Annotated in this window: 17 protein-coding genes; 11 read left to right on the top strand and 6 right to left on the bottom strand. The window is 63.1% G+C overall.

The window, feature by feature from the left end; all coding sequences use genetic code 11:
* Positions 1–24: 24 nt before the first annotated feature.
* Positions 25–1026 (bottom strand): lipopolysaccharide heptosyltransferase I, encoded by a 1002-nt coding sequence (gene waaC / locus A3AC_RS0120985; RefSeq protein ID WP_025601189.1) that lies wholly within the window; start codon positions 1024–1026, stop codon positions 25–27.
* 313 nt (positions 1027–1339) lie between these two features.
* Positions 1340–2734, bottom strand: a complete 1395-nt coding sequence (locus A3AC_RS0120980) for a phosphomannomutase/phosphoglucomutase (protein ID WP_025601188.1) — start codon at positions 2732–2734, stop codon at positions 1340–1342.
* A 259-nt stretch (positions 2735–2993) separates the two neighbouring features.
* Here A3AC_RS0120980 and A3AC_RS0120975 point away from each other — a divergent pair, with 259 nt between their 5' ends.
* Genes A3AC_RS0120975 through galE form a run of 4 tightly spaced genes read left to right on the top strand, consistent with a single transcriptional unit; the run spans position 2994 to position 7327 of the window.
* Complete coding sequence (locus A3AC_RS0120975; RefSeq protein WP_025601187.1) at positions 2994–4256, top strand: oligosaccharide flippase family protein; 1263 nt, start codon at positions 2994–2996, stop codon at positions 4254–4256.
* Positions 4253–5086 (top strand): glycosyltransferase, encoded by an 834-nt coding sequence (locus A3AC_RS0120970; RefSeq protein WP_025601186.1) that lies wholly within the window; start codon positions 4253–4255, stop codon positions 5084–5086. Before A3AC_RS0120975 ends, A3AC_RS0120970 begins: the two co-directional genes overlap by 4 nt.
* A gap of 54 nt (positions 5087–5140) precedes the next feature.
* Positions 5141–6289 carry a glycosyltransferase family 4 protein gene (locus A3AC_RS0120965; RefSeq protein WP_025601185.1) on the top strand — a complete coding sequence of 383 codons (1149 nt, stop codon included), beginning with the start codon at positions 5141–5143 and terminating at the stop codon, positions 6287–6289.
* Between the two features lie 12 nt (positions 6290–6301).
* Entirely contained in the window at positions 6302–7327 is a 1026-nt protein-coding gene (gene galE, locus A3AC_RS0120960; protein ID WP_025601184.1) for a UDP-glucose 4-epimerase GalE, read from the top strand.
* Between the two features lie 94 nt (positions 7328–7421).
* On the opposite strand, the gene A3AC_RS0120955 is transcribed toward galE, so the two are convergent.
* Positions 7422–9050 (bottom strand): methyl-accepting chemotaxis protein, encoded by a 1629-nt coding sequence (locus tag A3AC_RS0120955; protein ID WP_025601183.1) that lies wholly within the window; start codon positions 9048–9050, stop codon positions 7422–7424.
* Between the two features lie 251 nt (positions 9051–9301).
* Here A3AC_RS0120955 and A3AC_RS0120950 point away from each other — a divergent pair, with 251 nt between their 5' ends.
* Positions 9302–10402: an MraY family glycosyltransferase gene (locus A3AC_RS0120950; RefSeq protein ID WP_025601182.1), complete on the top strand. Its 1101-nt coding sequence runs from the start codon at positions 9302–9304 to the stop codon at positions 10400–10402.
* Positions 10403–10521: 119 nt separating this feature from the next.
* Here A3AC_RS0120950 and A3AC_RS0120945 read toward each other — a convergent pair whose 3' ends face one another.
* From A3AC_RS0120945 to A3AC_RS0120935, 3 genes are read right to left on the bottom strand one after another with little or no spacing between them, the layout of a single operon-like run.
* On the bottom strand, positions 10522–12405 hold the full coding sequence (locus A3AC_RS0120945; protein WP_025601181.1) for a polysaccharide biosynthesis protein: 1884 nt from the start codon (positions 12403–12405) through the stop codon (positions 10522–10524).
* 11 nt (positions 12406–12416) lie between these two features.
* A complete protein-coding gene (locus A3AC_RS0120940; protein WP_025601180.1) occupies positions 12417–13439 on the bottom strand; it encodes an MraY family glycosyltransferase in 1023 nt (340 codons plus the stop codon).
* An 11-nt stretch (positions 13440–13450) separates the two neighbouring features.
* Positions 13451–14410 (bottom strand): UDP-glucose 4-epimerase family protein, encoded by a 960-nt coding sequence (locus A3AC_RS0120935; RefSeq protein ID WP_025601179.1) that lies wholly within the window; start codon positions 14408–14410, stop codon positions 13451–13453.
* 568 nt (positions 14411–14978) lie between these two features.
* On the opposite strand from A3AC_RS0120935, the gene A3AC_RS0120930 reads away from it, so the two are divergent.
* The 6 genes from A3AC_RS0120930 to A3AC_RS0120905 are packed head-to-tail and all read left to right on the top strand — an operon-like array spanning position 14979 to position 23989.
* Positions 14979–15959: a glycosyltransferase gene (locus A3AC_RS0120930; protein ID WP_025601178.1), complete on the top strand. Its 981-nt coding sequence runs from the start codon at positions 14979–14981 to the stop codon at positions 15957–15959.
* Positions 15956–18127 (top strand): glycosyltransferase family 2 protein, encoded by a 2172-nt coding sequence (locus A3AC_RS0120925; protein WP_025601177.1) that lies wholly within the window; start codon positions 15956–15958, stop codon positions 18125–18127. The genes A3AC_RS0120930 and A3AC_RS0120925 overlap by 4 nt, the downstream gene beginning before the upstream one ends.
* Complete coding sequence (locus A3AC_RS0120920; protein WP_025601176.1) at positions 18120–20888, top strand: glycosyltransferase family 4 protein; 2769 nt, start codon at positions 18120–18122, stop codon at positions 20886–20888. Before A3AC_RS0120925 ends, A3AC_RS0120920 begins: the two co-directional genes overlap by 8 nt.
* A complete protein-coding gene (locus A3AC_RS0120915; protein WP_025601175.1) occupies positions 20885–21952 on the top strand; it encodes a glycosyltransferase in 1068 nt (355 codons plus the stop codon). The genes A3AC_RS0120920 and A3AC_RS0120915 overlap by 4 nt, the downstream gene beginning before the upstream one ends.
* The gene (locus tag A3AC_RS0120910) at positions 21949–22932 is read left to right on the top strand and encodes a glycosyltransferase (RefSeq protein ID WP_025601174.1); all 984 of its coding nucleotides are present in this window, start codon (positions 21949–21951) and stop codon (positions 22930–22932) included. The genes A3AC_RS0120915 and A3AC_RS0120910 overlap by 4 nt, the downstream gene beginning before the upstream one ends.
* A 1-nt stretch (position 22933) precedes the next feature.
* Positions 22934–23989, top strand: coding sequence for a glycosyltransferase family 1 protein (locus tag A3AC_RS0120905; RefSeq protein ID WP_025601173.1), 1056 nt, complete (start codon positions 22934–22936; stop codon positions 23987–23989).
* Positions 23990–23993: the final 4 nt, after the last annotated feature.

Below are 23993 nucleotides of genomic sequence, written 5' to 3'. Positions count from 1 at the left end.
GTAAGGCGAAGCGCGCCGGACGAATTACAGCAGGCCGAAGCCGGCAAGCGCGGATTTCACTTGTTGCAGCGTGGGCGCTTGCCCGGCGGTGCCGAGATTGACGACGTTCGGCGACCAGTAACCGCCGGTACGCCACGCGGTGGCGAAATTGTACAACTCGACCGTTGGCCGCTTCAGCGCCGCCGCGATGTGGACTAGACCTGTGTCAACGCCGACCGTCGCGGCCGCGCCTTCGATCAGACCGACCACCGCGGGCAACGACAATTTAGGCGGCACGATGGCCGCGGCGCCGAACTCCTTCGCGAGACGCTCGCTCGTCGCGCGTTCGGACTCGCTGCCCCATGGCAGCACGATCGACGCGCCGCGCCGCACGAGCGACTGCCCCAATTCGATCCACGCGGCATCGGGCCACTGCTTGTCGGCGCGCGAGGTCGCGTGCACGAACACCACGTAAGGCACCGGCAGATTCAGATTGGCCGCCGACAACGCCAGCGCGGCGCGCGTCGTGTCGATGCCGAAGTCGATTTCGTCGGTGGGCTGCGGCTGCGGATCGTTCAGCGCCGCGGCCACCAGTTGCCGCGTGCGCTCGACCACATGCGTGCGCGGCTCGATCGGCACGCGCCTGTCGTAAAAGAAACGCACCGGCCATTCGAAGCCCGCGCCATCCGTGCGATTCGCGAGGCCGACCAGCGGCCCGCGTGCCATCTTCGCGACCCACGCGGTCTTGATGAGCCCCTGGCAGTCGATCACGAGATCGTAGTGCTCGGCGGCGAGCGCACGGCGGAACGCACCGATCTCGCGCCAGTTGTCGACCGATAAGATGCGCTTGCGCCAGCGCCGCAGCGACACCGGAATCGCGCGTCGCACGCCGCTGACAAGTTCGACGAGCCCAACGAAGCTTTCCTCGACGAGCCAGTCGATCTGCGCCTCGGGATGCCGGCGCCGGATGTCGGCGATCACCGGCATGTTGTGAACGACGTCGCCTAGTGACGACACCCTCACGATCAATATTTTTTGCACGCTCAAGAGAGGGAAACCGGCTATACCGTCCGAAGATGCATTGAAAGAGGTGCCGCGAAACCTGCCGCTTTGCTTCGCGCAAGACCTCCAGCGAGAGGCGGCACGACCTGCACGCCGTGTGCACGTCATGTCGCCAGGACGGCAATTCTAGCGCGACATAGCTGATCGGCATGAAAAAACGCGGCGCGGTAAGTGAAACCCGCGCCGCGTTAGGGGACGTTATGGACGTTATGGACGTTATGGACGATGGCTGCGGCTCGCGGCGGCCTGCTGCGGTCTATCCGCAACCGCAGCGCCGCCGCTGGCTTCGCCAAAGTTGTCAGAACGGCAGCTTCGCGTCTGCCTTCTCCGCGAGAATCACGCGGCGGAAGTCTTCCTGGATGCGCTTGAGCGCCGCGTCGTTATCGGCTTCGAAACGCATGACCACGACCGGCGTGGTGTTCGACGAACGCGCAAGGCCGAAGCCGTCCGGATACTCGACGCGCAAGCCGTCGATCGTCACCACGTCGTCCGCGCCGGTGAATTGCGCGTTCTTCTGCAGGCGCGCAATCAGTTCGAAGTTCTCGCCTTCTTCGAGCTTCAGTTGCAGCTCGGGCGTGGAGTTCGAGTTGGGCAGCGAATTCAGCAGCCTGCTCGGGTCCTGCACCCGCGTGAGAATTTCAAGCAGACGTGCGCCGGTGTACAGGCCGTCGTCGAAACCGTACCAGCGGTCCTTGAAGAATACGTGGCCGCTCATTTCGCCCGCGAGCGGCGCGCCGGTTTCGCGCAGCTTCGCCTTGACGAGCGAGTGCCCGGTCTTCCACATGAGCGGCTCGCCGCCCTTGTCCTTCACCCACTTCGCGAGATTGCGCGTGCACTTCACGTCGTAAATGATCTGCGCGCCCTTGTTGCGCGACAGGACTTCTTCGGCGAACAGCATCAGTTGGCGGTCCGGATAGATGATCTGGCCGTCTTTCGTGACGACGCCGAGGCGATCGCCGTCGCCGTCGAATGCGAAGCCGATTTCCGCATCCGTTTCCTTCAGCGCGCGAATCACGTCCTGAAGGTTTTCCGGATGAGCCGGGTCCGGGTGATGGTTCGGGAAGTTGCCGTCAATCTCCGTGAACAGCTCGACGAGTTCGCAGCCGAGCTTCTTGAAGAGCCTGGGCGCCAAGCCGCCCGCGACGCCGTTGCCCGTGTCCACTACGATCTTGATGGGACGCGCAAGCTTGACGTCGCTTGCAATGCGGTCGAGGTACGTATCTGCAATGTCGTACTCGACGTAAGTACCGCTGCCCTCAGAGAAGTTTTCGTCGACGATGCGCTGATGCAGCGCGAGAATCTGCTCGCCATAAATGGCCGAGCCGCGCAGCACCATCTTGAAGCCGTTGTAATCCGGCGGATTATGACTACCGGTCACGACGATGCACGAATCGACGCGCCGTTCGCCGCCTTCCAGCTGCAGCGGCACGCTCGCCGCGAAGTAACCGACCGGCGTGGGCACCATGCCGACATTGACCACGTCGACGCCGGCCGCACGCAGGCCGTCCGACAATGCCTGGATCAATTCCGGACCCGACAGGCGACCGTCGCGCGCGACCACCACGGCGTCGCCGCCTTGCGCCCGCACTTCGCTGCCGAACGCGCGGCCGATCGAACGCGCCGCGTCGGCGTCGAGCGTCTTGCCGATCACACCGCGAATGTCATACGCCTTGAAAATGGATTTGGAGATCATGTTGGCTCACTTGCGTGCAATGGAAAATTTTGACCGGCGCAGTCATGCTGGATCGGTAAATCATAGCGATCGGACATGATGCTGCACCCTTGCCGGAAGCGATCCGGTTCCAACTTATAATTGCGCTTTTCGGACCAGCCTGTAACGCCATTCTAATGCTTAGACGCCCTCCATTTGTAAAGTTGCCGGGGCGGCCCATGCCGCCAAGGGCAACCAGGCGTAAGCACTCGCGCAATGTGCATTGGCGAGCGCTTGCCGGATGCTGACGCTCAAACGCTTTGCCAATCCGGACGTCACGCGCGCGTTCACCAATATTGTCTGGCTCGGCCTCGAACGGCTCACGCAAATCGGCGTGGCCATTGTGATCAGCGGCGTGCTCGCGCGTTACTTCGGACCCGACACGTTCGGCAAATGGCAATACGCCAATACGCTGCTGCTCGTGCTCTCACCCATTACCTGGGTATGCGGCGCGGAGATTCTCGTGCCTACCATCGTTGCCAGGCCGCCCGCGCAACTCGGCACGGTGCTCGGCAGCGCATTTGCGCTGCGCTTTTCCGTGTCGGTCGCGGCCTTGCTGCTCACGTGGCTCGGCATTGCGCTGCATTTCCTCGATCCACTCGTGGGCGCGATGCTCGCGGGGCTCGCGGTCACCATGCTGTTTCGCGAGCCGTTCGTCGGCGTGATCAATGCATGGCTGCAAAGCATGACCTACAGCAAGCCGCAGTTGCTCACGAGCATGAGCACCGCGGTGCTCAAGGCCGGCCTCGTCTATCTGCTCGTGCGCGCGGCCGCCGAACCCTCGCGCTTTGGCTGGCTGTGGGCGCTGGAGTCGGCGGCTATCGGCAGTGTATTGCTCGTCTATTACATTCGTCGGCATGGCGGCAAACTCGGCTGGCATTTTGACCGCTCGCTCTTCACGCACTTCGCGAGTGCGGGCACGGTGTTCTGGCTCGGCCTGATCTGTATGTACCTCTTCCTGAAACTCGACCGGCTCATGCTGGAGCGCGCCATTTCATTCGCCGATCTCGGGCGCTATTCCGCTGCGCAACAGCTGAACGAAAACTGGATCACGCTCGCGCTGATGCTCGCGCAAACCATCGCGCCCGCGTTTGTCTACCGCGTGCAGCAGTCGGCGCAGTTGCGCCGCAACGTGTGGCGCCTCACGGCGATGACCGCCGCCTTGATGATCTCCGGCGCGCTGGTGCTCGACCTGCTCGCGGGGTTCATCATCCGCCGCGTGTTCGGGCCGGGCTTTGAAGGCGCAATCGAGATTTTCCGCTGGGCCGTCTGGCTTTCCGTGCCTGCAGGCGTCGAGGCCATCGGCAATCTCGTCGTACTGAAATATCAGGCGAAGTTCGTGTTGCTGTTTAAATGGCTGCTGGCGCTCGCCGTTGCGTTCGTCGTCAATCTGCTGGCGATTCCGCGGCTCGGCGCTTATGGCGCGCTGGTCGGACTCGCGGGCGGGTATCTGGCGGCAGCGGCAGTTAATCTTTATTACATTCGTTTCAAATTGCGCCCATGACGCTTCCTTTCGCCGACGCGCCGCCGCACTGCCTCGACGACGTGGCGGTGCTCATGCCCGCTTACAACGGCCAGGCCGAGGTCGATCTCACACTCGCGTCTTTCAATGAACGTGCGCTGGTGCACGTTCTGATCGTCGATGACGGCAGCACGCCGCCCATCGTCGCGCCGGCGTTGGCCAACATGCAGATCGAAGTGTTGCGCATGCCGGTGAACGGCGGCATCGAGCGCGCGCTCGAAGCAGGCATCGAGGCGCTCGCGCAGCGCGGCTTTCGCTACGCGGCGCGCATCGACGCGGGCGATCGCAGCGTGCCGCAACGGCTCGCGAAGCAGCGCGCGTATATGGAGGCGCATCCGCAAGTGGCCGGGCTCGGTATGTGGACGCAAGTCGTCACGCGCGCGGGCGAGCCGCTTTTCATGCTGACGCCGCCCGCCGAACCGGCGCAGATCCGCCGCCTGCGCTTCTTCCGCTCATGCCTTGCGCATCCTTCGATGATGCTCCGTATCGACGCGGTGCGCGCCGTCGGCAACTATCGCGCGAAATATCGCTCGGCCGAAGACCTCGATCTGTTCGTACGCCTGATGGAGCGCTACGAATGCGCAAATCTGCCCGAGCTGGGCCTCTATTACGAGCTGAACGAAGGCGGCATCAGCGCGACCAAGCGGCGCCGCCAGGTGCTCTCGACGCTGAGGCTGCAGCTGCGCTACTTCAACGTCGCGAATCCGTACGACTGGTTCGGCCTCGCGAAAAATCTGCTGCACCTCGTCACGCCTTACCGCGCGCTGCAGCGGGTCAAACGCAGCCTGCTCGCGCCGCGTGCGAGTCATTGATCCGCAACGCCGCCGTCCGCACGCCCTTTCACTCACCGCCGAGTTCGTTACCGCATGAAGCCAGCTTTCAAGTCGACGCCCGCGTTGCGCATTACACTCGTGTGTAACACCGCCTGGGCAATCTATACGTATCGGCAAGGGCTGATCCGCATGCTGGTCGCGCGCGGCGTCGACGTGACGGTGCTCGCGCCGCACGATCGCACGTTCGAGCTGCTGCGCGCGATGGGCTGCCGCTGCATCGAGTTACCCGTCGCATCGAAAGGCACCAATCCGCGCGACGATCTGCGCACGCTGTATTCGCTGTATCGTCATTACCGCGCGATCCGCCCGCATGTCGTGTTTCATTACACGATCAAGCCGAACATCTACGGCTCGATCGCCGCGAAGCTGGCCGGCGTGCAATCGGTCGCGGTGACCACGGGGCTCGGCTATGTGTTCATCCAGCAGAGCCGCGCCGCGCAGGTCGCGAAAAAACTGTATCGTTTTGCGTTCCGTTTCCCGCGCGAAGTGTGGTTTCTGAATCGCGACGACCAGGCAGCGTTTGTCGAACAGAATTTGTTGGTGCATCCTGAGCGGGCGCGGCTCCTGCACGGCGAGGGAGTCGACCTCGAACAGTTTGCGTTCACGGCCTTGCCCGAGCGCGCGGAATTCCGGTTCGTGCTGATCGGCCGTTTGCTGTGGGACAAAGGCGTCGGCGAATATGTCGAAGCGGCGCGGCGTTTGCGTGAGCGTTATCCGCATGCGCGCTTTCAGTTGTTAGGCCCGGTCGGCGTGGACAACCCGAGTGCGATCACGCGCGACGAAGTGGCGGCGTGGGAACGGGAAGGCATCATCGACTATCCCGGCGAAGCCCATGACGTGCGGCCCTTTATCGCCGATGCGGATTGCGTCGTCTTGCCGTCGTATCGCGAAGGCGTGCCGCGCACGCTGATGGAAGCGTCGGCAATGGGCCGGCCGATCGTGGCGACCGACGTGCCGGGCTGCCGCGAAGTGGTGGCACACGGCGTCAATGGATTGCTTTGCGAAGCGCGCAACGCGGAAAGCCTTGCGAACGCGCTCGCGCACATGCTCGACATGAGCGGCGCCGAGCGCCGCGCGATGGCAGAACGCGGCCGGCAGAAAGTCGCGCAGGAGTTCGACGAACGCGTCGTCGTCGAAACGTATAAAGACCTGGTGCAAAAAATGACGGGCGTTTTACTTTAACGGAGCAACAGCATGACCACGAAGGGCACGATTCTGGTAACGGGCGGCGCGGGCTTTATCGGCTCGCATACCTGCGTCGAACTGCTGAACGGTGGCTACGACGTCGTGGTAATCGACAATCTGGTGAACAGCAACCGCGAATCGCTGCGGCGCGTCGAGCAGATCACCGGCCGCGCGGTCGCATTTTATGAAGCCGACGCGCGCGACGAAGCGGCGCTCAACCGTATTTTCGACGCGCACCCGATCACCGGCGCGATCCACTTTGCCGCGTTGAAGGCGGTGGGCGAATCGGTCGCGAAACCCATTGAGTACTACAGCAACAACGTGGGCAGCCTGCTCGCGCTGCTCGGCGTGATGCGCGATCGCAACGTGAAGCAGTTCGTGTTCAGTTCGTCGGCCACGGTGTATGGCGTGCCGAAAAGCTCGCCCATCGACGAATCGTTTCCGCTGTCGGCAACCAACCCGTATGGCCAGTCGAAGCTGATCGCAGAGCAGGTGCTGCGCGATCTGGAAGTGGCCGATCCGTCATGGCGCATCGCCACGCTGCGCTATTTCAATCCGGTCGGCGCGCACGAGAGCGGTCTGATCGGCGAAGATCCGGCGGGCATTCCGAATAACCTGATGCCGTACGTCGCGCAGGTCGCGGTCGGCAAGCTGGAAAAGCTGCGCGTGTTCGGCGGCGATTATGAAACGCCGGACGGCACCGGCGTGCGGGATTACATCCACGTGGTCGATCTGGCGCGCGGGCATCTGGCCGCGCTCGATGCGCTCGTCAAGCGCGACGCGAGCTTCGTCGTCAATCTCGGGACCGGCCAGGGTTATAGCGTGATCGACGTGGTGAAGGCGTTCGAGAAGGCCTCGGGACGCCCAGTGCCGTATGAAATCGTGGCGCGCCGTCCGGGCGATGTCGCGTCGTGCTTTGCCGATCCCAGCGCGGCGCGCGAAGTGCTCGGCTGGCGCGCGGAGTTCGGCATAGAAAGAATGTGTGCGGATCATTGGCGGTGGCAGTCGGCGAATCCGCGCGGATTCGCAGGCTGACGCGCAAACAAAGGTCGTGCGGCAAAGCGAGGCGCTTACGGGTTAGCAGAGCCCGTCAGCGCCCGCTGTCACCGCACTACATCACCGCGCTGCATCAGGACACGGCAAGCGCCGCATGCCCACTGGCGATACCGCCGGCGGGCGTCGCCACATAGCTCGCGTGTCTCGTCGTGCCTTCGCTCACGCGAAACACCGCCACCGCTTCACGCAACACCGCCGCCTGTTCTTCCAGCGACTTCGCCGCCGCGGCCGCTTCCTCGACGAGCGCCGCGTTGTGCTGCGTGACCTCGTCGATCTGCGCGACCGCCTTGTTGACCTGCTCTATGCCGTCGCTCTGCTCGAGTGCCGCAGCCTCGATCTCCCCCATGATGCCGGTCACGCGCTCGACCGACTGCATCGCCTCATGCATCGTGCGGCTCGCCTCGGCCACGAGCGAGGCGCCCTGCTCGACCTGAGCCGCCGAATCGCCGATCAGCTCCTTGATCTCCTTGGCCGCCGCGCCCGAGCGCTGCGCGAGGCTGCGCACTTCCGAGGCCACCACCGCGAAGCCGCGCCCCTGCTCGCCGGCACGCGCCGCTTCCACGGCTGCGTTCAGCGCGAGAATGTTGGTCTGAAACGCAATGCCCTCGATCATGCCGATGATCTCCGTCACCTTGCGCGAGGATTCCGTGATGCCGTCCATCGTCTCCGTGACGCGCGAAACCACGTTGCCGCCGCGCGTGACCGTATCGAGCGCGCCTTGCGCAAGCCGGTTGGCCTGCTTCGCGTTGTCCGCGTTCTGCTTCACGGTCGCCGAGAGCTGCTCCATGCTTGCCGCCGTCTGTTGAAGCGCCGCGGCCTGCTGTTCCGTGCGCGCCGACAGATCTGCATTGCCCGAGGCAATTTCGTTCGCGCCCTGAGTGATGGCGGTAGTGCTGCCGCGTACTTGGGACACAGTTTCGACGAGCCCGTCGCGCATCTTCGTCAACGCGCTCAGCAACTGGCCCATTTCATTGCGCGACTGGCTCTTGATCGCCACCGTCAAGTCGCCCGCGGCCATGCGCTCGAAATGCTTGACGGTCGCGTTGACCGGCTTGATCAGTGCCGCCGACAGCGCCATCCGCGCCCCGACGCCAATCGCGATGGCGAGAGCGCCGATCGCGGCGAACAGCAGCGTCGCAATCTGGAAGCGCTGCGCGGCAGTCTCGGCCTGGTGGTGCTGGTTTTCGGTCTGCGCGCGTTCGAGCGCGTCGATGGCCTTCGAATACGTGGTGTAAAACGCGTTCGCCGTCTCCCCCTGAATATTGCGGAACGTGTTGAAGTCGAAGTCGATGAGCGCCTTGAACTCCGGCTCGATGGCCTTATCGACGAGCGCGCTGCGCGCCTGCTCGACGTTTTGCGCGAGCTTCTGCTCGGCATCGCTCGAAAACGGGCCTGCCATGTAATTGCGGAAGTCCTTGTTCGACTCGACCAGCACCTTGTGCGCAGCCGGCAGCAGGTCGTCGGTCTGCTTGCCGACGCTGAAAAGCGTTTGATACGAACCCAGCGCCAGTTGCACCTGCAGCAGCTTCTCCGAGCTCGCCTTCAGATGCGAGAGCGCCGCCGCGCTGCGCTGCGTGTCGTCCAGGCTGCTGTTGGCCAGCTTGAGCGCCCCGTAGCCGACACCGATCACGGTCAGCAGAAAGGCAACGAATACGCTGATCACGAGCGTCAGGCCGCCACGAATTGTGATGTTGTTTAGCATTGAGTCTCCGGAACGGTCTTGTCGATCCGCGGCGAGTGTCGATTCACCCGCGTTGTCTCACTTCGCCGCATCCAGCTTTAACGGCTTTCGGCACGTCTCGCTAAATAGGTGAAATCCATGACCGGCGCGGCTTTGCGGGCAATTTTCACCTCACTATCTGGGATATCTGGCGGCATGTTCGAGCCCGGCGCTTTTCCGGGCGCGCCACGTTTCGTTTGTATAATTCGGCGTCTTTGCTCAGGCCCACTTTCATGCTTAGTTTTGCGCTCGGCTTTCTGGTTTCACTGCTGATCACGCTGTTGATCGTGCGCTATGCGCATCTGCATGAAAGGTTTTCGACCGACACCGATCTTGCCGGCGTGCAGAAATTCCACGTGCGTCCGGTGCCGCGCATCGGCGGCACCGGCATTCTGCTCGGGCTGGTCGCCTCCGCCGCGCAGTTGCATCACTCGTATCCTGCCGTCTCAGGCGGCATTCTCGCGCTGATTGCGTGCGGCATGCCGGCCTTCGGCTCCGGTCTCGTCGAAGACCTGACGAAGCGCGTGTCGCCGCTCGCGCGCCTCGTCTGCACGATGGCGGCGGCGGCGCTCGCCTACTTCCTGCTGCATATCGCGGTCACGCGCATCAGCGTGCCGCCGCTCGACTTCCTGCTCTCTTATGCGGTGATCTCGTGCGCGGTCACGGTGCTCGCGGTGGCGGCGCTCGCGAACGCGATCAACATCATCGACGGCTTCAACGGCCTCGCGTCGATGGTCGCGTTCATGATGTTCGCGTCGCTCGCTTACGTGGCCTTCCAGGTGCACGACCCGGTGGTGCTGTCCGCGTCGTTCATGATGATGGGCGCGGTGCTCGGCTTCTTCATCTGGAACTTTCCGGCGGGGCTGATTTTTCTCGGCGACGGCGGCGCCTATTTCATCGGCTTCATGCTCGCGGAACTGTCGATCATGCTGGTCATGCGCAATCGCGACGTGTCCGCGTGGTATCCGGTTCTGCTCTTCATGTACCCGATCTTCGAGACATGCTTTTCGATTTACCGGAAGAAGTTCATTCGCGGCATGTCGCCTGGCATTCCGGATGGCGTGCATCTGCACATGCTGGTCTATAAGCGGCTGATGCGCTGGGCGGTGGGCACACGCACCGCGCGCGAGCTCACGCGGCGCAATTCGCTGACGTCGCCTTATCTGTGGCTGCTGTGCCTGATCGCAGTCGTGCCGGCTACGTTGTTCTGGCGGCATACGCTGCATCTGTTCTGCTTTGTCGTGGTGTTCGCGGCGACTTATGTGTGGCTCTATGTGAGCATTGTGCGATTCAAGTCGCCGCGGTGGATGGTGGTGAGGAAGGCGAAGCGGTAAAAACAAAAGGCGCCGAGGCGCCTTTTGTTTTTTGTTCGCTGCTTCGCCGGAGCTCGCCGGGATTGCGGCGAGGAACGCTCGTTAAGCCAGTCTTATCACGCGCGGCGCGAAGCCCGCGCTCATGAAACCCGCGTAACGGGCGGCGGCACGCTGCGCAAAGCCGTCGACGTGGCCGGCTGATATTCCGAGACCCAGCGGCGCAGATCGCGGCGCACTTCGTCGTCTGTGGGGATGCGGTGTTGCATCAGCCACGGCAGCAGGTTGTCGATCAGGCTATCCGGCACTTCGCGCGCTTTCGCGATACGCAGCTTCGGGTGCGGCGTGCGCGTGGTGGTTTCGTCGTCGGCGAGCAGTTCTTCGTAGAGCTTTTCGCCCGGGCGCAGGCCCGTGAACACGACGCGAATCTGCTCTTCGGTGAAGCCGTACAGGCGGATCAGATCGTGCGCAAGATCGGCGATGCGCACCGGCTTGCCCATGTCGAGGATGAAAATCTCGCCGCCGCGCCCCATGCTCGACGCTTGCAGCACGAGTTGCGACGCTTCGGGAATCGTCATGAAGAAACGCGTGATTTCCGGATGCGTGACCGTGACCGGACCGCCGCGCGCGATCTGCTCCTGGAACTTCGGGATCACGCTGCCCGCGCTGCCGAGCACGTTGCCAAAGCGCACCGTCTCGAACTGCGTGCGCCGCGGGCCCTGCTGTTGCAGCGACGAGCACACCATTTCCGCGAGACGCTTGCTCGCGCCCATCACGTTGGTCGGGTTGACGGCCTTGTCGGTGGAAATCAGCACGAAGTGGGCGACGTCGTGACGGATCGCCGCGCGCGCCATGCGATAGGTGCCGAGCACGTTGTTGCGCACGGCCTGCCAGGCGTTCACCTCTTCCATGAGCGGCACGTGCTTGTAGGCCGCGGCGTGGAAGACGATATGCGGGCTGTAGCGCGCCATCACCTGGTCGAGCAGCAGCGAGTCCTTCACGTCGCCGATGATCGGCACCACCGACACTTCCGGATATCTGTCGCAGAGTTCTTCGTTGAGCCGGTAGATGGAAAACTCGGAGATGTCGAACGCCACCAGTTGAACCGGGCCGAAGCGCAGGATCTGCCGGCACAATTCGGAGCCGATCGAACCGCCCGCACCTGTGACCATGACGACGCGGTTCTTGAGCAGCGCTTCGACGTGGTCGGTGTCGATCATGACCGGATCGCGGCCCAACAGGTCTTCGAGATCGATCTGGCGGACGCGGGAGAGGAAGGCCTGGCCCTGGGTGAGCGGTGTAAGCGCCGGCAGTGTCATCGCGCGAACTCCCGCGCGCACGCACAGCGTGGCGATGCGCCGGTGCGCCTCGACGGAAGCCGACGGCACGGCGATGATCACGTGCTCCACTTTCAGGTCGGCGCTGATTTTCTGCAGATCGCTGATCGCGCCGAGCACCCGGTAGCCGTAGATTTCGCGGCCCTGTTTGACCGGATCGTCGTCCAGCAGGCCCGCCAGACGCCATTCGCCGGAGCGCTTCAGTTCGCGCACGAGATTCGCGCCCGCATTGCCCGCGCCCAGCACGAGCACGGGCTTACCTTGCCCGACGAGCCCGCCGTAGCGATAGAACTCCTTGGCCGCCCGATAGAGGGCGCGCGAACCGCCCATAGCGAGAAACAGCAGCATCGGCGAAACGATCAGCACGGAGCGCGGCACGATGGGCGCCGGCTGCAGGAGCGCTGAAGCGATCATGACGACGAGCGCGCCCACGCCAATTGCTTTTGCAATTCGCACGAGGTCGGGCAAGCTCGCGAAAACCCACATGCCCCGATACAGCCCGTAGCTGCGGAACATGACGGCGTAGATGAGCAGCACCCAGATCAGGGCATGCAGGCCGCTCGACCAGAACGGGCCCGGCACCGGGCCGTTGAAGCGGATCACGTAGGCCAGCATCCAGGCGAGAGCCACCGCGCACAGGTCGAACGCAAATGCACTGAACGAAAGCCATCGGGCTTTGAATCTCTTCATTGCGCAGAACCTCAGGATTGCCCGGAGCGGGATAGATGGCGTCGCCAGCGCCGATCAATAAAAAGCCCGGCGACCACCAGCACGACGGCCCATGCGACCACCACCAGCCACTGATATGGCACGGGAAGATCCAGTGCCCGTAAAGCAAGCATTATGCCTGTGCCCATGAACAAATACCAAATGCGCGCGGTCGATGCATGCCCGAAGCCCGACTGCACCAGTCTCTGATAGTAGTGTTCGCGGTGCGCTTGCCAAAATTTTTCGCCGCGCAGCAGGCGTTTCGCGAGCGTGACCGACGCATCGCCGATGAACGGCGCAAAGCTCACCGCCGGGAACCACACCGGCCAGACGCCCTCGCGCCAGCCCCAGTAACCGAGCGCGCCCGCAAGAAAGCCGAGCGGAATCGAGCCGGCGTCGCCGAGAAAGATGCGCGCCGGGTGGAAGTTGAAAAGCAGAAAGCCGCCAGCCGCGCCCGCGACGACCATGGATGCGACCGCGAGCGTCGCGTCCGGATGGCCTGAAATCGACGCAGCGATGGCGTAGCCGCCGAAGCCGAATACCGCCATTCCGCCCGCAAGGCCGTCCGAGCCGTCCATGAAATTGTACAAATTGACCAGCCACACAAGTAGGACCGCCATGGCGGCGAGCGCCCACCACGGCACATCGGCGGGATAGACGGCGACGAGCGCCGCGACCGCCGCCGCGTGTCCGCCGAAGCGCACACGCGCCGGCAGGCCGCGGCGGTCGTCGATCTGCGACAGCGCGGCGAGGAGCGCCGCCGCCAGAGCGGGCAGCCAGAGAGCCGGCGAGGCAAGCGAGATCAGCACGACGGCGACCGGCACGATGCCCCAGCCGCCGACGCGCGGCGTGGGGCGCGTGTGCAGTGAACGGTCGTTGGGGATGTCGGTGGCAAGACGCCACGCGAGGCCGGTTCTGAGCAGCGCCCACAGGATCGCCGCGCAGGCGCAGAACGCGAGGGCGCCCCAAAAGAGCAGCAGGAGCACGGGATGAGCGGAAAGCGAAGCAAATGGCATCGAAAATACGTTCAGTGCGTGGCGCGATACCAGGCCGCGGTTTCGAGCAGGCCATGTTCGACTGTGTGCGGCGGGTACCAGCCGAGGCATTCGCAAATATGCGAACTGTCGAGGCGCAACTCGCCGATCAGACGGTCGACGCGCGCGGAGCGCCCAGTCAGCCGGCCGGCGAGGCGCAACAGCGCGACGGGCACCGGCACGAGGCGCGCGGGCGCATGCAGTTGCGTGGCGAGCGCATGCGCGAGCTCGGAGACACTCAGGTCGCGGCAGTCTGTCACGTTGAAAGTCTGGCCGGCAGCGCGCGGATCGGTGGCGCAGTGGACCAGCGCGTCCGCGAGGTTGTCGACGAATACCAGGCTGCGGCGCGCATCTATCGCGCCGAGCGGCAACGGAATGCCTCGGGCAATCGCACTCATCAGTTGCAGAAAATTCGCGCGCACGCCTGGGCCGTACACCAGCGGCGGCCGCGTGATCACGATTTCCATGCCCGACTCGCGGCCGTACTCGCGAAGCGCCCGCTCGGCCTCGAGCTTGGAGATGCCGTAGGGGTCTGTGGGAGCCGGTTCGTCGGTCTCCGCGATGGGCCGGCCGGCACTGCTTTCGGCCACCGCCTTGATGCTGCTCACGAACACGAAACGCCGCGCGCCGGCATGCCGCGCCGCCTGCGCGACCCGCACTGCGCCCGTGACATTGGTGGCGCGATAGGCCGCGAGCGGATCGGCCGTGACGTCGTGCATCATGTGCACGCGCGCCGCGAGATGGATAACCGCATCGCATTGCATATCCGCGGGCCAATGTTCTTCGATGCCCTGAAAGTCCGCCGCGTCGAAAAGCCATTCGCGCACGCCTTGCTCCGCGGTCTGCGGGCGGCGCACCAGAGCCGCCACCGTATCGCCGCGCTGCAGCAGGGCTCGCGAAACCGCTTTACCGACGAAGCCATTCGCGCCCGTCACAAGCACTCGCTGGGTCATGGGCGCGCCTCCGGTGCGGGCGGCAGCGGCCGCATTCGCAAGCGCGTTCGGGCGAGGCCCGCCCCACCCCGACACGTCGGGAAAGGGGGATGAGACACGATACAATCTGGCATCGGCGGCGGTGGTGAGGGAGTCTGACTGGGAACGTATTGTATGCGGGCAGCTTCTACTTCGGCCCTCTCGCGCGGTTCCTCAGGCGCTAAAATGTGCCCGCATCGCACTGGCTGGAGCGAGGCCGCACAAGATTGAACGAGGCTCAACAAGGCCGAATGCGGCTGGCCGGAGCCGTCAGCAGTGCGGCGGCCCCGGGCCGGGATAATAAACGGGCGGCCGCGCAGCAAGAGCCGTCGGAACACTTAGTAACATCTCAAACCTATTCGCGCATGTGGAATTCGTGGTTTCGATCCGACGTGCTCGACAACAGCACCTCCAGGACCGCCCCGTTCAGGGCGCGGCCATGCAGCGGCCCCCTCCCCCGGGCGCCGGCGAGCCGACGGGCGCCTCGGGCGAGGGTCGCGCCACGCACGAGCCGGTCTGAAGAAAACGTTTGAGCTAAAAGAGCCCATCTATGAAAGTGCTGTTCGCCACCTACCCGATGGCATTCCACACCCCCGGAGGCGGAGAAATCCAGTTGCTTGCGTATCGCAAGCACCTGCCCGCGCATGGCGTGGACGTCACGCTGTTCGATCCGTGGAACCCCCGGTTTCTCGAACACGACGTGGTTCATTTCTTCTCGTGTGTCGGCGGCTCGGTCCACTTCTGTAACTTTGTTAAACAGTTGGGCTTGCCGCTCGTGGTTTCCTCCAGTCTTTGGGTGACCGAGGAGACAAAGCATCTCTATCCTATCGGCGAGATTCATCATCAGTTTTCGCTCGCGGACCGGGTGGTGGCCAATTCGGAGATCGAATGCGACACGCTCGCGCGCATCTTCAATCTGCCGCGCGAAAAATTTGCGAGCGTGCTCAACGGCGTTGAGCAAACTTTTTATGAGCCGGTTGCCCCCGAACTCTTTCGCGGCGAATTCGCAATTCATGGCCGCTTCATTCTGAACGTCGGCAACATCGAACCACGCAAGAACCAGTTGGCGCTGATCCGGGCGATGAAGTCGTTCCCCGAACTGAAACTGGTGCTGATCGGCCATCAACGCGATCCGGAGTATGCGAAAAGCTGCTTCGCGGAAGGCGGCGACCAGGTCGTCTATGCGGGCACGCTCGCGCACGATTCCCCAGTGTTGCGCTCGGCGTACGCGGCATGCGAAGCGTTCGTGCTGCCGAGCACGCTCGAAACGCCGGGGCTCGCCGCGCTCGAAGCGCACGCAGCCGGCGCGCGCATCGCGGTTACGAAGGTTGGCTCTACCGAAGAATACTTCGCGGAGCATGTCGCCTACCTTGATCCAGCGGACGTCGACAGCATTGCGCAGTCCATTCGCGACGCCCTCGCCCATGAGCGCACCCGCAGCTCGAATGCGTTGGGCACGGCGCGCGACCTGACCTGGCAAGCCGTCCTGTCACCTCTGAAAGACCTTTACGATTCCCTGCTAAGAAAATGAACTTCGATCTCCGTCCTCTGAACAACGTCGAGAAATCCTCGAATCCTGACTTTTCCTGGCAGGCGACCAACAACGACCCGCAGTTCGAACTGGTGGGCTGGGAGGCTCTGTCACAGCGAGCCGCGCGCATTTCGTTCGAGCTCAAGACTAGCGCGACGGCGGCTTCGCCCTGCATGCTGTATATCGACGCGGGCTCGGGCATGTCGGAACATACCGCGATCGGTCTGCACGTCGACGGCAACGGCAAGGTGCAGCAGGACGTTGCGTTCCCAAAGCTGGCCGGCCCGATCCGCTTCGATCCGATCGCGCTGCCGGCGCTCTTTTCGGTGACGGGCCTGACCATCACCGTGCTCGACGAAACCGAATGCTCGCCCGAGCTGCTCGCGCGCGCACGCCGCATGGCCGCATGGCGCGGCGGACCGTTGCCGGCCACCGCGCCTATCGTCGGCGAGTCGTATCAGGAATGGCTCGATGCCAACGAACCGCCCAGGTCCATTTATCCGCAACTGCGCGAACGTTCGAAAACGTTCGCCTTGCAGCCGAAGGTCAGCATCGTCATGCCGACCTACAACACGCCGGAAAAGTGGCTGCGCAAAGCGCTGGATTCGGTGATCGACCAGGTGTACGGGAACTGGGAAATCTGCGTGGCCGACGACTGCTCGACCAAGCCCGAAGTCAAGGCGGTGCTCGACAGCTACGTCGAAAAGTACCCGGACCAGGTGAAGGTCGCATATCGCACGACAAATGGTCATATCAGCGCGTCGAGCAACACGGCGCTCGAACTTGCGACGGGCGAATTCGTCGGTCTGCTCGACCACGACGACGAACTGCATCCGCTCGCGCTCTATTGCGTGGTCGAGATGCTGAACGCGCATCCGGACGCGGCGCTCATCTATAGCGACGAAGACAAGATCTCCGAAGAAGGCGAGCGCTCGGACCCGTACTTCAAGTGCGACTTCAACTACGATCTGTTCCTTAGCCAGAACATGATTTCGCACTTCGGCGTGTACAAGACGTCGGTGCTGCGCGACATCGGCGGCTTCCGTACCGGCCTGGAAGGCTCGCAGGATTACGACCTGGCGCTGCGCGTGATCGATCGGGTCGGACACGACGTGGTGTATCACGTGCCGCGCGCGCTCTATCACTGGCGCATCATTCCCGAGAGCACCGCAAGCGGCCATGAAGCGAAGCCCTACGCGCATATCGCCGCAATGCGCGCAATCGACGACCATCTCAAGCGCAACAACATTAAGGCGCACACCATTCACGCGCCGGGCACGCATGCGTTCAACAAGGTCGTCTACGAATTGCCGGACGTGCTGCCTTCCGTCGAAATCATCATTCCGACGCGCGATTCCGCGGATCTCGTCGAGCAATGCGTGGAGTCGGTGCGTCAGAAGTCGACGTATCCGAATTACCGCATCACGATCATCGACAACGGCTCGGTCAAGCAGGAAACGCACGACCTGTTCGCACGCCTGCAAACGGACGAGCGCGTCAAGGTGGTGCGCGACGACTCGCCGTTCAACTACTCCGCGCTGAACAACCGCGTCGCGCTTGCAAGCACCGCCGACTTCGTGTGTCTGATGAACAACGACATAGAAGTCATCAATGCGGACTGGCTCGAGGAAATGGTTTCGGTCGCCATTCAGAAGAACGTGGGCGCGGTAGGCGCCAAGCTGCTGTACCCGGACGACACCATTCAGCACGGCGGCGTCGTGTTGGGTGTTGGCGGCATCGCGAGCCACGCGCACAAGCATTTCCCGAACACGATGGCTGGCTACTTCGCACGCGCGCGGCTGCGCAATGCGATGAGTGCCGTCACCGCGGCATGCCTGTTGATCCGCCAGTCGATCTACAAGGAAGTCGGCGGGCTCGATGAAGACTTGCACGTCGCGTACAACGACATCGACTTCTGCCTGCGCGTGCGTAAAGCGGGTTATCGCAACGTCTGGACGCCCTACGCGGAGCTCTATCACCACGAGTCGGCCACGCGCGGGGCTGAAGACACGCCCGAAAAGATCAGTCGCTTCAATCAGGAGTCGGAACTGGTCCGGCAACGCTGGGGCGATCTGCTGATGAACGACCCGTACTATTCGCCGAACCTGACGCTGACGGCCGACGACTTTTCGTTCGCCTGGCCTTCGAGGATTGCTGACCTTGTCTAATCTGGGAAAGAAGAACAACACCGCCTGGCTGGCCGAGTATCGCCATCCGTCGCCAGGCGAGTTATTTTGCCTGCCAAGCGCGATCTACTTCCTGATGAAGTTCAGGGCCGACCTTGCGCGCTACAACTCGAAGTCGCTGAACGACCGCGTGACGTTGTACTTCTGGTGGGAAATGACGGCGCGCGACACCTATCCGGACTTCGAATGGGTGCTGCGTCGCGAAGACATTGAATATCTGCGGCAACTCGACAACGAAACACTGATCGCTCGGCATCCCGAGGCCGTGACGTACTGGCTCGGATCGGTCGCGCCGAGCGTGCTCGACACCAAGCATCTGTCTGAAACGCTGCTGGAGCCGCAAACCGTCCTCGAGCAGGCGGGACTGCAATTGCCGAGGCTCATCACGATGATAGTTGGGAGCCGCGGCGACCTTTCGCAGGCTTTCGATCTCGGCACGTTGAGCGGCTATCTGAACTGCCTGAACTGGTGGGAAGCACATGGGCAGGACGCGTGTCCGCGCGTCACGTGGAGAGCGCCCGTCGCGTGGCCGAAGCTCACGGAGCCGACCGGCGACACCCAGGCCGGCGCGCTGCCCTTCCCGCGTTTTCTCGCGCTCATCGCCGCGGAGCGGCCCGATCTGAAGAGCGCATTCGACCTGACTACCTTCATCGGTCAACTGGCTTGCCTCAGTTGGTGGGAAGAGCACGGCCATCGCGAATATGCGCGCATCAAGTGGTCGCCCGCGCCGGTCGGCGGGGCCATGCTCGAGCCTGCGGAACCAGTGAGCGAAGACGGGTTGCACGTGCCGCGCTTCATTTCGCTCATCATCAATGAACGGCCCGACCTGCAAAGCTCGTTTAATCTGCGCAGCTTTACCGGCCGGCTCAGTTGCCTGTCATGGTGGCTCGAACACGGGCAGCTTCAATACCGTGCGATCAAGTGGGTGCCGCCTACGGCTCCCCGCACGCTGACCGAGATGGAAGCGGGCGAAGTCCGGCATGGCTTGCCCTTGCCGCTCTTTTTGCGGCTGATTCTCAGCGAGCGGCCGGACCTTCAGGCTCAGTGCCCGCAAGACACGTTCATCGGCCGTCTCAAGGCGCGTTCGTGGTGGCTCGAACACGGGCAATTCGAGTATCCGGCGATTCGCTGGGTCGCGCCGCCGGTGCCCGCCGAACTCTTCGAGATGCAAGCCGGCGAGCGTTGCACGCTGCCGTTCCTGCCGCGCTTTTTGAATCTCATCTGGAAAGAGCGCGCGGACCTGCAAACGGCATTCAATCTCGACAACTTCGGCGCGCGTCTGAGCTATGAGTCGTGGTGGAACGAGCACGGCCAGAACGAATACCCGGCGATCAAATGGTCGGCAACCGGGCTCGCGCAGGCGCTCGCCCGCATGGACGACGAAGACGCGCCCGGCACGTCGAAACTGCCGCGCTTTCTCGAACTGATCGCAAACGAGCGCCCCGATCTGCAGGCCTCGTTCGACGTCACGACAGAAGCCGGCCGCGCTCAGCTCGTGCAGTGGTGGAACACGTTCGGCGGCCGGGAATACCCGCTGCTGGACTGTCTCAAGGTGCAGTGGACGCAAGGCAGTGCCGCGCATGATTCACAAGAGCCGCCGCGCTACCATGCACACGTCGAAAGCAAATACGGCTTCGGCGTGAACGTGATCGGTTTTCCGCAAGGCGTGCTCGGTCTCGGTGAAGACGCGCGCATGGCCGCGCGCGTGTTCCAGATGAACGACACGCCGGTCGCGCTCGTCAATGCGCCAATGTCCGGCCCGGCGAAACTCGACCACTCGGTAGATCACCTGCTGAGCGACGAGCTGAAGTACGGCATCAGCCTCATTTGCCTGCCTGCGCCGGAAATGGTGCGCCTCGCGCTGGAAGGCGGCCGCAAGCTGATCGAGGCGCGCACCCACAAGATTGGCGCGTGGCCCTGGGAGTTGCCTCACTGGCCGAGCGCGTTCGGCAAGGTGCATCAGATGGTGGATGAAATCTGGGCGCAGAGCAGGTTCGTTCAAAGCGTGTACAGCAGGCTCGGCGACACGCCGGTGTATCACATGCCGATGGCGGTCGAAGTGCCGCTGCCCGTCGATGCGCGCCGCGAACGCTTCGGCCTGCCGTCGAACGAATTTTTGTTCTACCTGATGTTCGACGGCAATTCGTGGCTGAGCCGCAAGAATCCGCTTGCGGGTGTACAAGCGTTCCGCCAGGCTTTCGGCGAAAGCTCTCGCGGCGTCGGACTCGTCATCAAGGCAATGAACGTGCGCGACGACGATCCGGTGTGGCGCGCGGTGCGCGAACTCACGGCCGGCGACAGCCGCATTCACATTGTCTCGGAACGTTTGAGCCGCCAGGATTCGACCGATTTCATGGCGTGCTGCGACGCATATATTTCGCTGCACCGTAGCGAGGGTTTCGGCCGCGTGATCGCAGAAGCAATGGCGTTGGGCCAACCTGTCGTGGCAACCAACTTCTCCGGCAACGTCGATTTCTGTGAGCCGGATACGGCATTTCTTGTCGACGGCGAACTGGTGCCGCTGCGCCCGGGCGACTATCTTTTCTCCGAAGGCCAGTACTGGTGCGATCCGGACGTGTCCGTCGCCGCTGAACAATTGAAGCGCATGATCGAAGACGTGCCGTTGCGCGAGCGCATCGCGCGAGCCGGCAAGGCGCGCATCGAGCGCGACTACTCGGTTGAAGCGGTCGCGCGCGCTTACGCGCGGCGTCTTGCCGACATTGCGGGAGCACAGGCCAAATGAAGCTGCACGTGTGCGCCCCTGACATTTTTGCCGGCGATGCAGTCGGCAACCACTGCCTCGGCCTCGCCCGCGCAGCGCGGCGGCTCGGCCTCCACGCCGCTCTGTACGCGCAGCGCTACGACGTCGGCACGATGCAAGTGCGTCCGTTCGAAGAACTGTTCGCGAGCGTGGCAACCGACGACATCGTCCTGCTCAGCTATTCGATCTTCGATCCATATCTGGAGCAACTGCTCGCGTTGCCGTGCCGCAAGCTGTGCTATTTCCACGGCGTGACCGATCCGCAACTGCTGCGCGAACTCGAACCACGCACCGCGCAGTTGTGTGAGAACGCACTCTCGCAACTACCGCTGCTGAGCGGGTTCGAACTTGTGATCGCAAACTCGCAAAATACGGCGCAAAGCCTTGCTGGTGTGCTCGAAGCGACGGCAGTCAGAGTCATTCCGCCCGTGTTCGCCGATATGCCCGCATTCCGGCGCGAGCCCGCGTCGTCCACGCGCACGTTGCGCGAACCGAATCTGCTGATGGTGGGTCGGGTGGTACCGCATAAGCGTGTCGAGGACGCCGTCGAGATACTCGCGCTCCTGCAACAGCGTGAATTTGAGGCGAGTTTGACTATTGTCGGCAATGCGCCGAACTACGATTATCTGAAGCTGCTGATCAACCGCGCGCGCCAGCTCGGCGTTCTGGAGCGCGTCGATTTCAAAGGCATGCTCGACGACGCCGACCTCTTCGAGTGCTACGACATCGCCAGCGCGTTGCTGGCGATGAGCCGGCACGAAGGGTTTTGCGTGCCGGTCCTCGAGGCGATGCATGTCGGCAAGCCGGTATTCGTGCGCGGCGGCACGGCCGCGCAGGAGATCTGCCCGGCGGACTGCGTATTTGACGCGAACGCCGGCTTGTCCGCGTGGGCGGCTGCTATCGCGGAGCGTCTCGGCACATCGGCCGGCGCCAAGCCGATTGACGACGCATATGTCGCCCATGCGGACAGTGTGCTCGAGCGCGCGAGCGATACGGTATGGCGCGATGTACTGATTGGGCGGAGCGTTCAGGGGAAAGGCGTATGACGGGGCTTAAATTCATTCTGACCACGTATAGCACCGCGTTCACGGTTAGCGGCGGTGGGGAATCCGAGCTCGTGCAGGTCGCGGAGATCCTGAAGGGATCGGGCGTGCATACGGACATCTACGGTATCGGCAGCCGTCCGCTCAGCTTCTACGACGGCGTGATCCACTTCTCCGTGCATGCGGACGGCCACGCAATCCTGCGCGAGGCCGCGAGCCGCAACAAGCGCATCTTCCTGTGGCCGAACGTCTGGTGGCTAGGCCCTGTTGCGCCAGGCGAAGTGCAGCGCATCGAACAGATCATCGGACTCGCGCACAAGCTTCTGTTCAAGTCGCGGGCGGAACTCGACAATTTCACGCAGTACATTCAGGTGCCGGCCGAGAAGATCGAAGTGCTGCCCACTTGCGTGTCCAACCGCTTTCTCGCGCCGCCCGACAAGGATCTGATGTCCACGGTGTCGAACAGCACGGACTTCGCACTGTGCCTTGGCCTCATCGAGCCGATCAAGAACCAGTTGCAGACCATCCGCGCGCTGAACGAACTGAAGCTCGACGGCCTGTTCGTCGGCGGTGCGCGCGATGACGAGTACTACCGCCAGTGCGTTGCCGAGGCGCACCCGGGTATCACTTTCCTGCCGTTCATCCAGCCTTGCAGCGCGATGCTTCGTTCGATCATCGCGAACTGCAGTGTGATGGTGGAACCAAGCATCGATCCGCCTGGCCGCTCAAGCCTCGAAGGCGCGATCATGCAAAAGCCGCTGGTCATGTCCGACGGGCCATGGCAGCGTGAGCATTTCGAAGACGGCGTCTGGTACACCGCCACCGATTCGGTGAGCGCGATTGCCTCCGCGATCGCCGGTGCGATCAACGACGCCGACCGTGAGGCCCGGATCGCAGCCACCTATGAGCGCGTCATGGCGCGTCATTCGGCGTCGACCATCGGTCCGCAAATCGCGGCGCTGCTCGCACGGGAAAGTATCTGACATGCCGAAGATTCCTCGCCTACTGGTTGTTCAGCGAATCTCGCTGTCGCACGACAGGCTGATGTCGCGCTCGATTGCGGCCCGGTTCGGCCCTTTGCTCGGCTACATGGCGAACAACCGGATGCTCGAATGGGAAGAGATAGTAGAAAGCGACGTGACCGTCGGGCAATTGCGGCGTTTCGATGCGGTGCTGTTCAACAAGCACAGCTCCAACCGCGCGACGGACGTGATGCGCATGGCCAACGACCTGGGCCTTCGCACGATCTACGACATGGACGACTGGATCATCGACTTGCCGATGTACAGCGTCACCGACCTGAACGACGACCTGCTCGCGAACATCACCTGGCTGATCCGTCAGGCATCCATTGCGACGGTCTCGAACGAAACACTGCGCAACAAGCTGCGCCGCCTGCGGCCTTCGGTCGTGGTGATTCCGAATGGCTTCGATCATGACTCGCTGCCTTCAGGTCCGTCGAACTGGCAGGAATCCACGCCGCCCAAAATCCTGTTCTCGAATACGGACGGCATCAAGCTCGTTCAGTTCAGGAAGGAGTTCTTCAGGGTCGTCGTCGACTTTCTGCAACGGCACCCCGAGGTCGTGCTCGAATTCTGGGGCGACGGCTTTCCTGAAATGTCGCGCATTCCGCGGCTCGTTTCGAAAGGGTTTCTCGAGAATCACGCCTATAAGGCAGCGATTCGCGACGCGGGCTATATATTCTCGATCGTGCCGCTCGGCGGCCGCGAAGATCCGGACGCTCTCTTCTTCAACAGTTGCAAGTCGTGCATCAAGTACATCGACTACGGCAGTCTCGGCATTCCGGGCATCTACTCGCGTTCGCCAGTGTATGAGGAAGCCGTGTCGGACGGAAAAACCGGACTGCTCGTGAACAATACCCCCGACGAGTGGGCGGCGGCGATGGAAAAGCTCTACCAGGACAAGACATTGCGCGACTTCTTGCGAGTCAACGCGCACACCGACACTCACGAGCGATTCGGCCTCGCCGGTCCGGCGAAGACTTTTCTTGAACTCGTTACCGGCGAAAACCCGGTCTGAACGG

It is taken from the genome of Burkholderia sp. WSM2230, from assembly GCF_000472445.1.
Taxonomy (GTDB): domain Bacteria; phylum Pseudomonadota; class Gammaproteobacteria; order Burkholderiales; family Burkholderiaceae; genus Paraburkholderia.
Note: the sequence above shows the minus strand (reverse complement) of the source record. Positions and strands in the feature narration are given on the sequence as shown.

Coding starts and splice junctions, on each gene's coding strand:
- A3AC_RS0120955 (WP_025601183.1), bottom strand. CDS start 9,050: ATGCTAAACAACATCACAATTCGTGGCGGCCTGACGCTCGTGATCAGC.
- A3AC_RS0120970 (WP_025601186.1), top strand. CDS start 4,253: ATGACGCTTCCTTTCGCCGACGCGCCGCCGCACTGCCTCGACGACGTG.
- galE (WP_025601184.1), top strand. CDS start 6,302: ATGACCACGAAGGGCACGATTCTGGTAACGGGCGGCGCGGGCTTTATC.
- A3AC_RS0120915 (WP_025601175.1), top strand. CDS start 20,885: ATGAAGCTGCACGTGTGCGCCCCTGACATTTTTGCCGGCGATGCAGTC.
- A3AC_RS0120945 (WP_025601181.1), bottom strand. CDS start 12,405: ATGAAGAGATTCAAAGCCCGATGGCTTTCGTTCAGTGCATTTGCGTTC.
- A3AC_RS0120910 (WP_025601174.1), top strand. CDS start 21,949: ATGACGGGGCTTAAATTCATTCTGACCACGTATAGCACCGCGTTCACG.
- A3AC_RS0120975 (WP_025601187.1), top strand. CDS start 2,994: ATGCTGACGCTCAAACGCTTTGCCAATCCGGACGTCACGCGCGCGTTC.
- A3AC_RS0120935 (WP_025601179.1), bottom strand. CDS start 14,410: ATGACCCAGCGAGTGCTTGTGACGGGCGCGAATGGCTTCGTCGGTAAA.
- A3AC_RS0120930 (WP_025601178.1), top strand. CDS start 14,979: ATGAAAGTGCTGTTCGCCACCTACCCGATGGCATTCCACACCCCCGGA.
- A3AC_RS0120965 (WP_025601185.1), top strand. CDS start 5,141: ATGAAGCCAGCTTTCAAGTCGACGCCCGCGTTGCGCATTACACTCGTG.
- A3AC_RS0120950 (WP_025601182.1), top strand. CDS start 9,302: ATGCTTAGTTTTGCGCTCGGCTTTCTGGTTTCACTGCTGATCACGCTG.
- A3AC_RS0120925 (WP_025601177.1), top strand. CDS start 15,956: ATGAACTTCGATCTCCGTCCTCTGAACAACGTCGAGAAATCCTCGAAT.
- A3AC_RS0120980 (WP_025601188.1), bottom strand. CDS start 2,734: ATGATCTCCAAATCCATTTTCAAGGCGTATGACATTCGCGGTGTGATC.
- A3AC_RS0120905 (WP_025601173.1), top strand. CDS start 22,934: ATGCCGAAGATTCCTCGCCTACTGGTTGTTCAGCGAATCTCGCTGTCG.
- A3AC_RS0120940 (WP_025601180.1), bottom strand. CDS start 13,439: ATGCCATTTGCTTCGCTTTCCGCTCATCCCGTGCTCCTGCTGCTCTTT.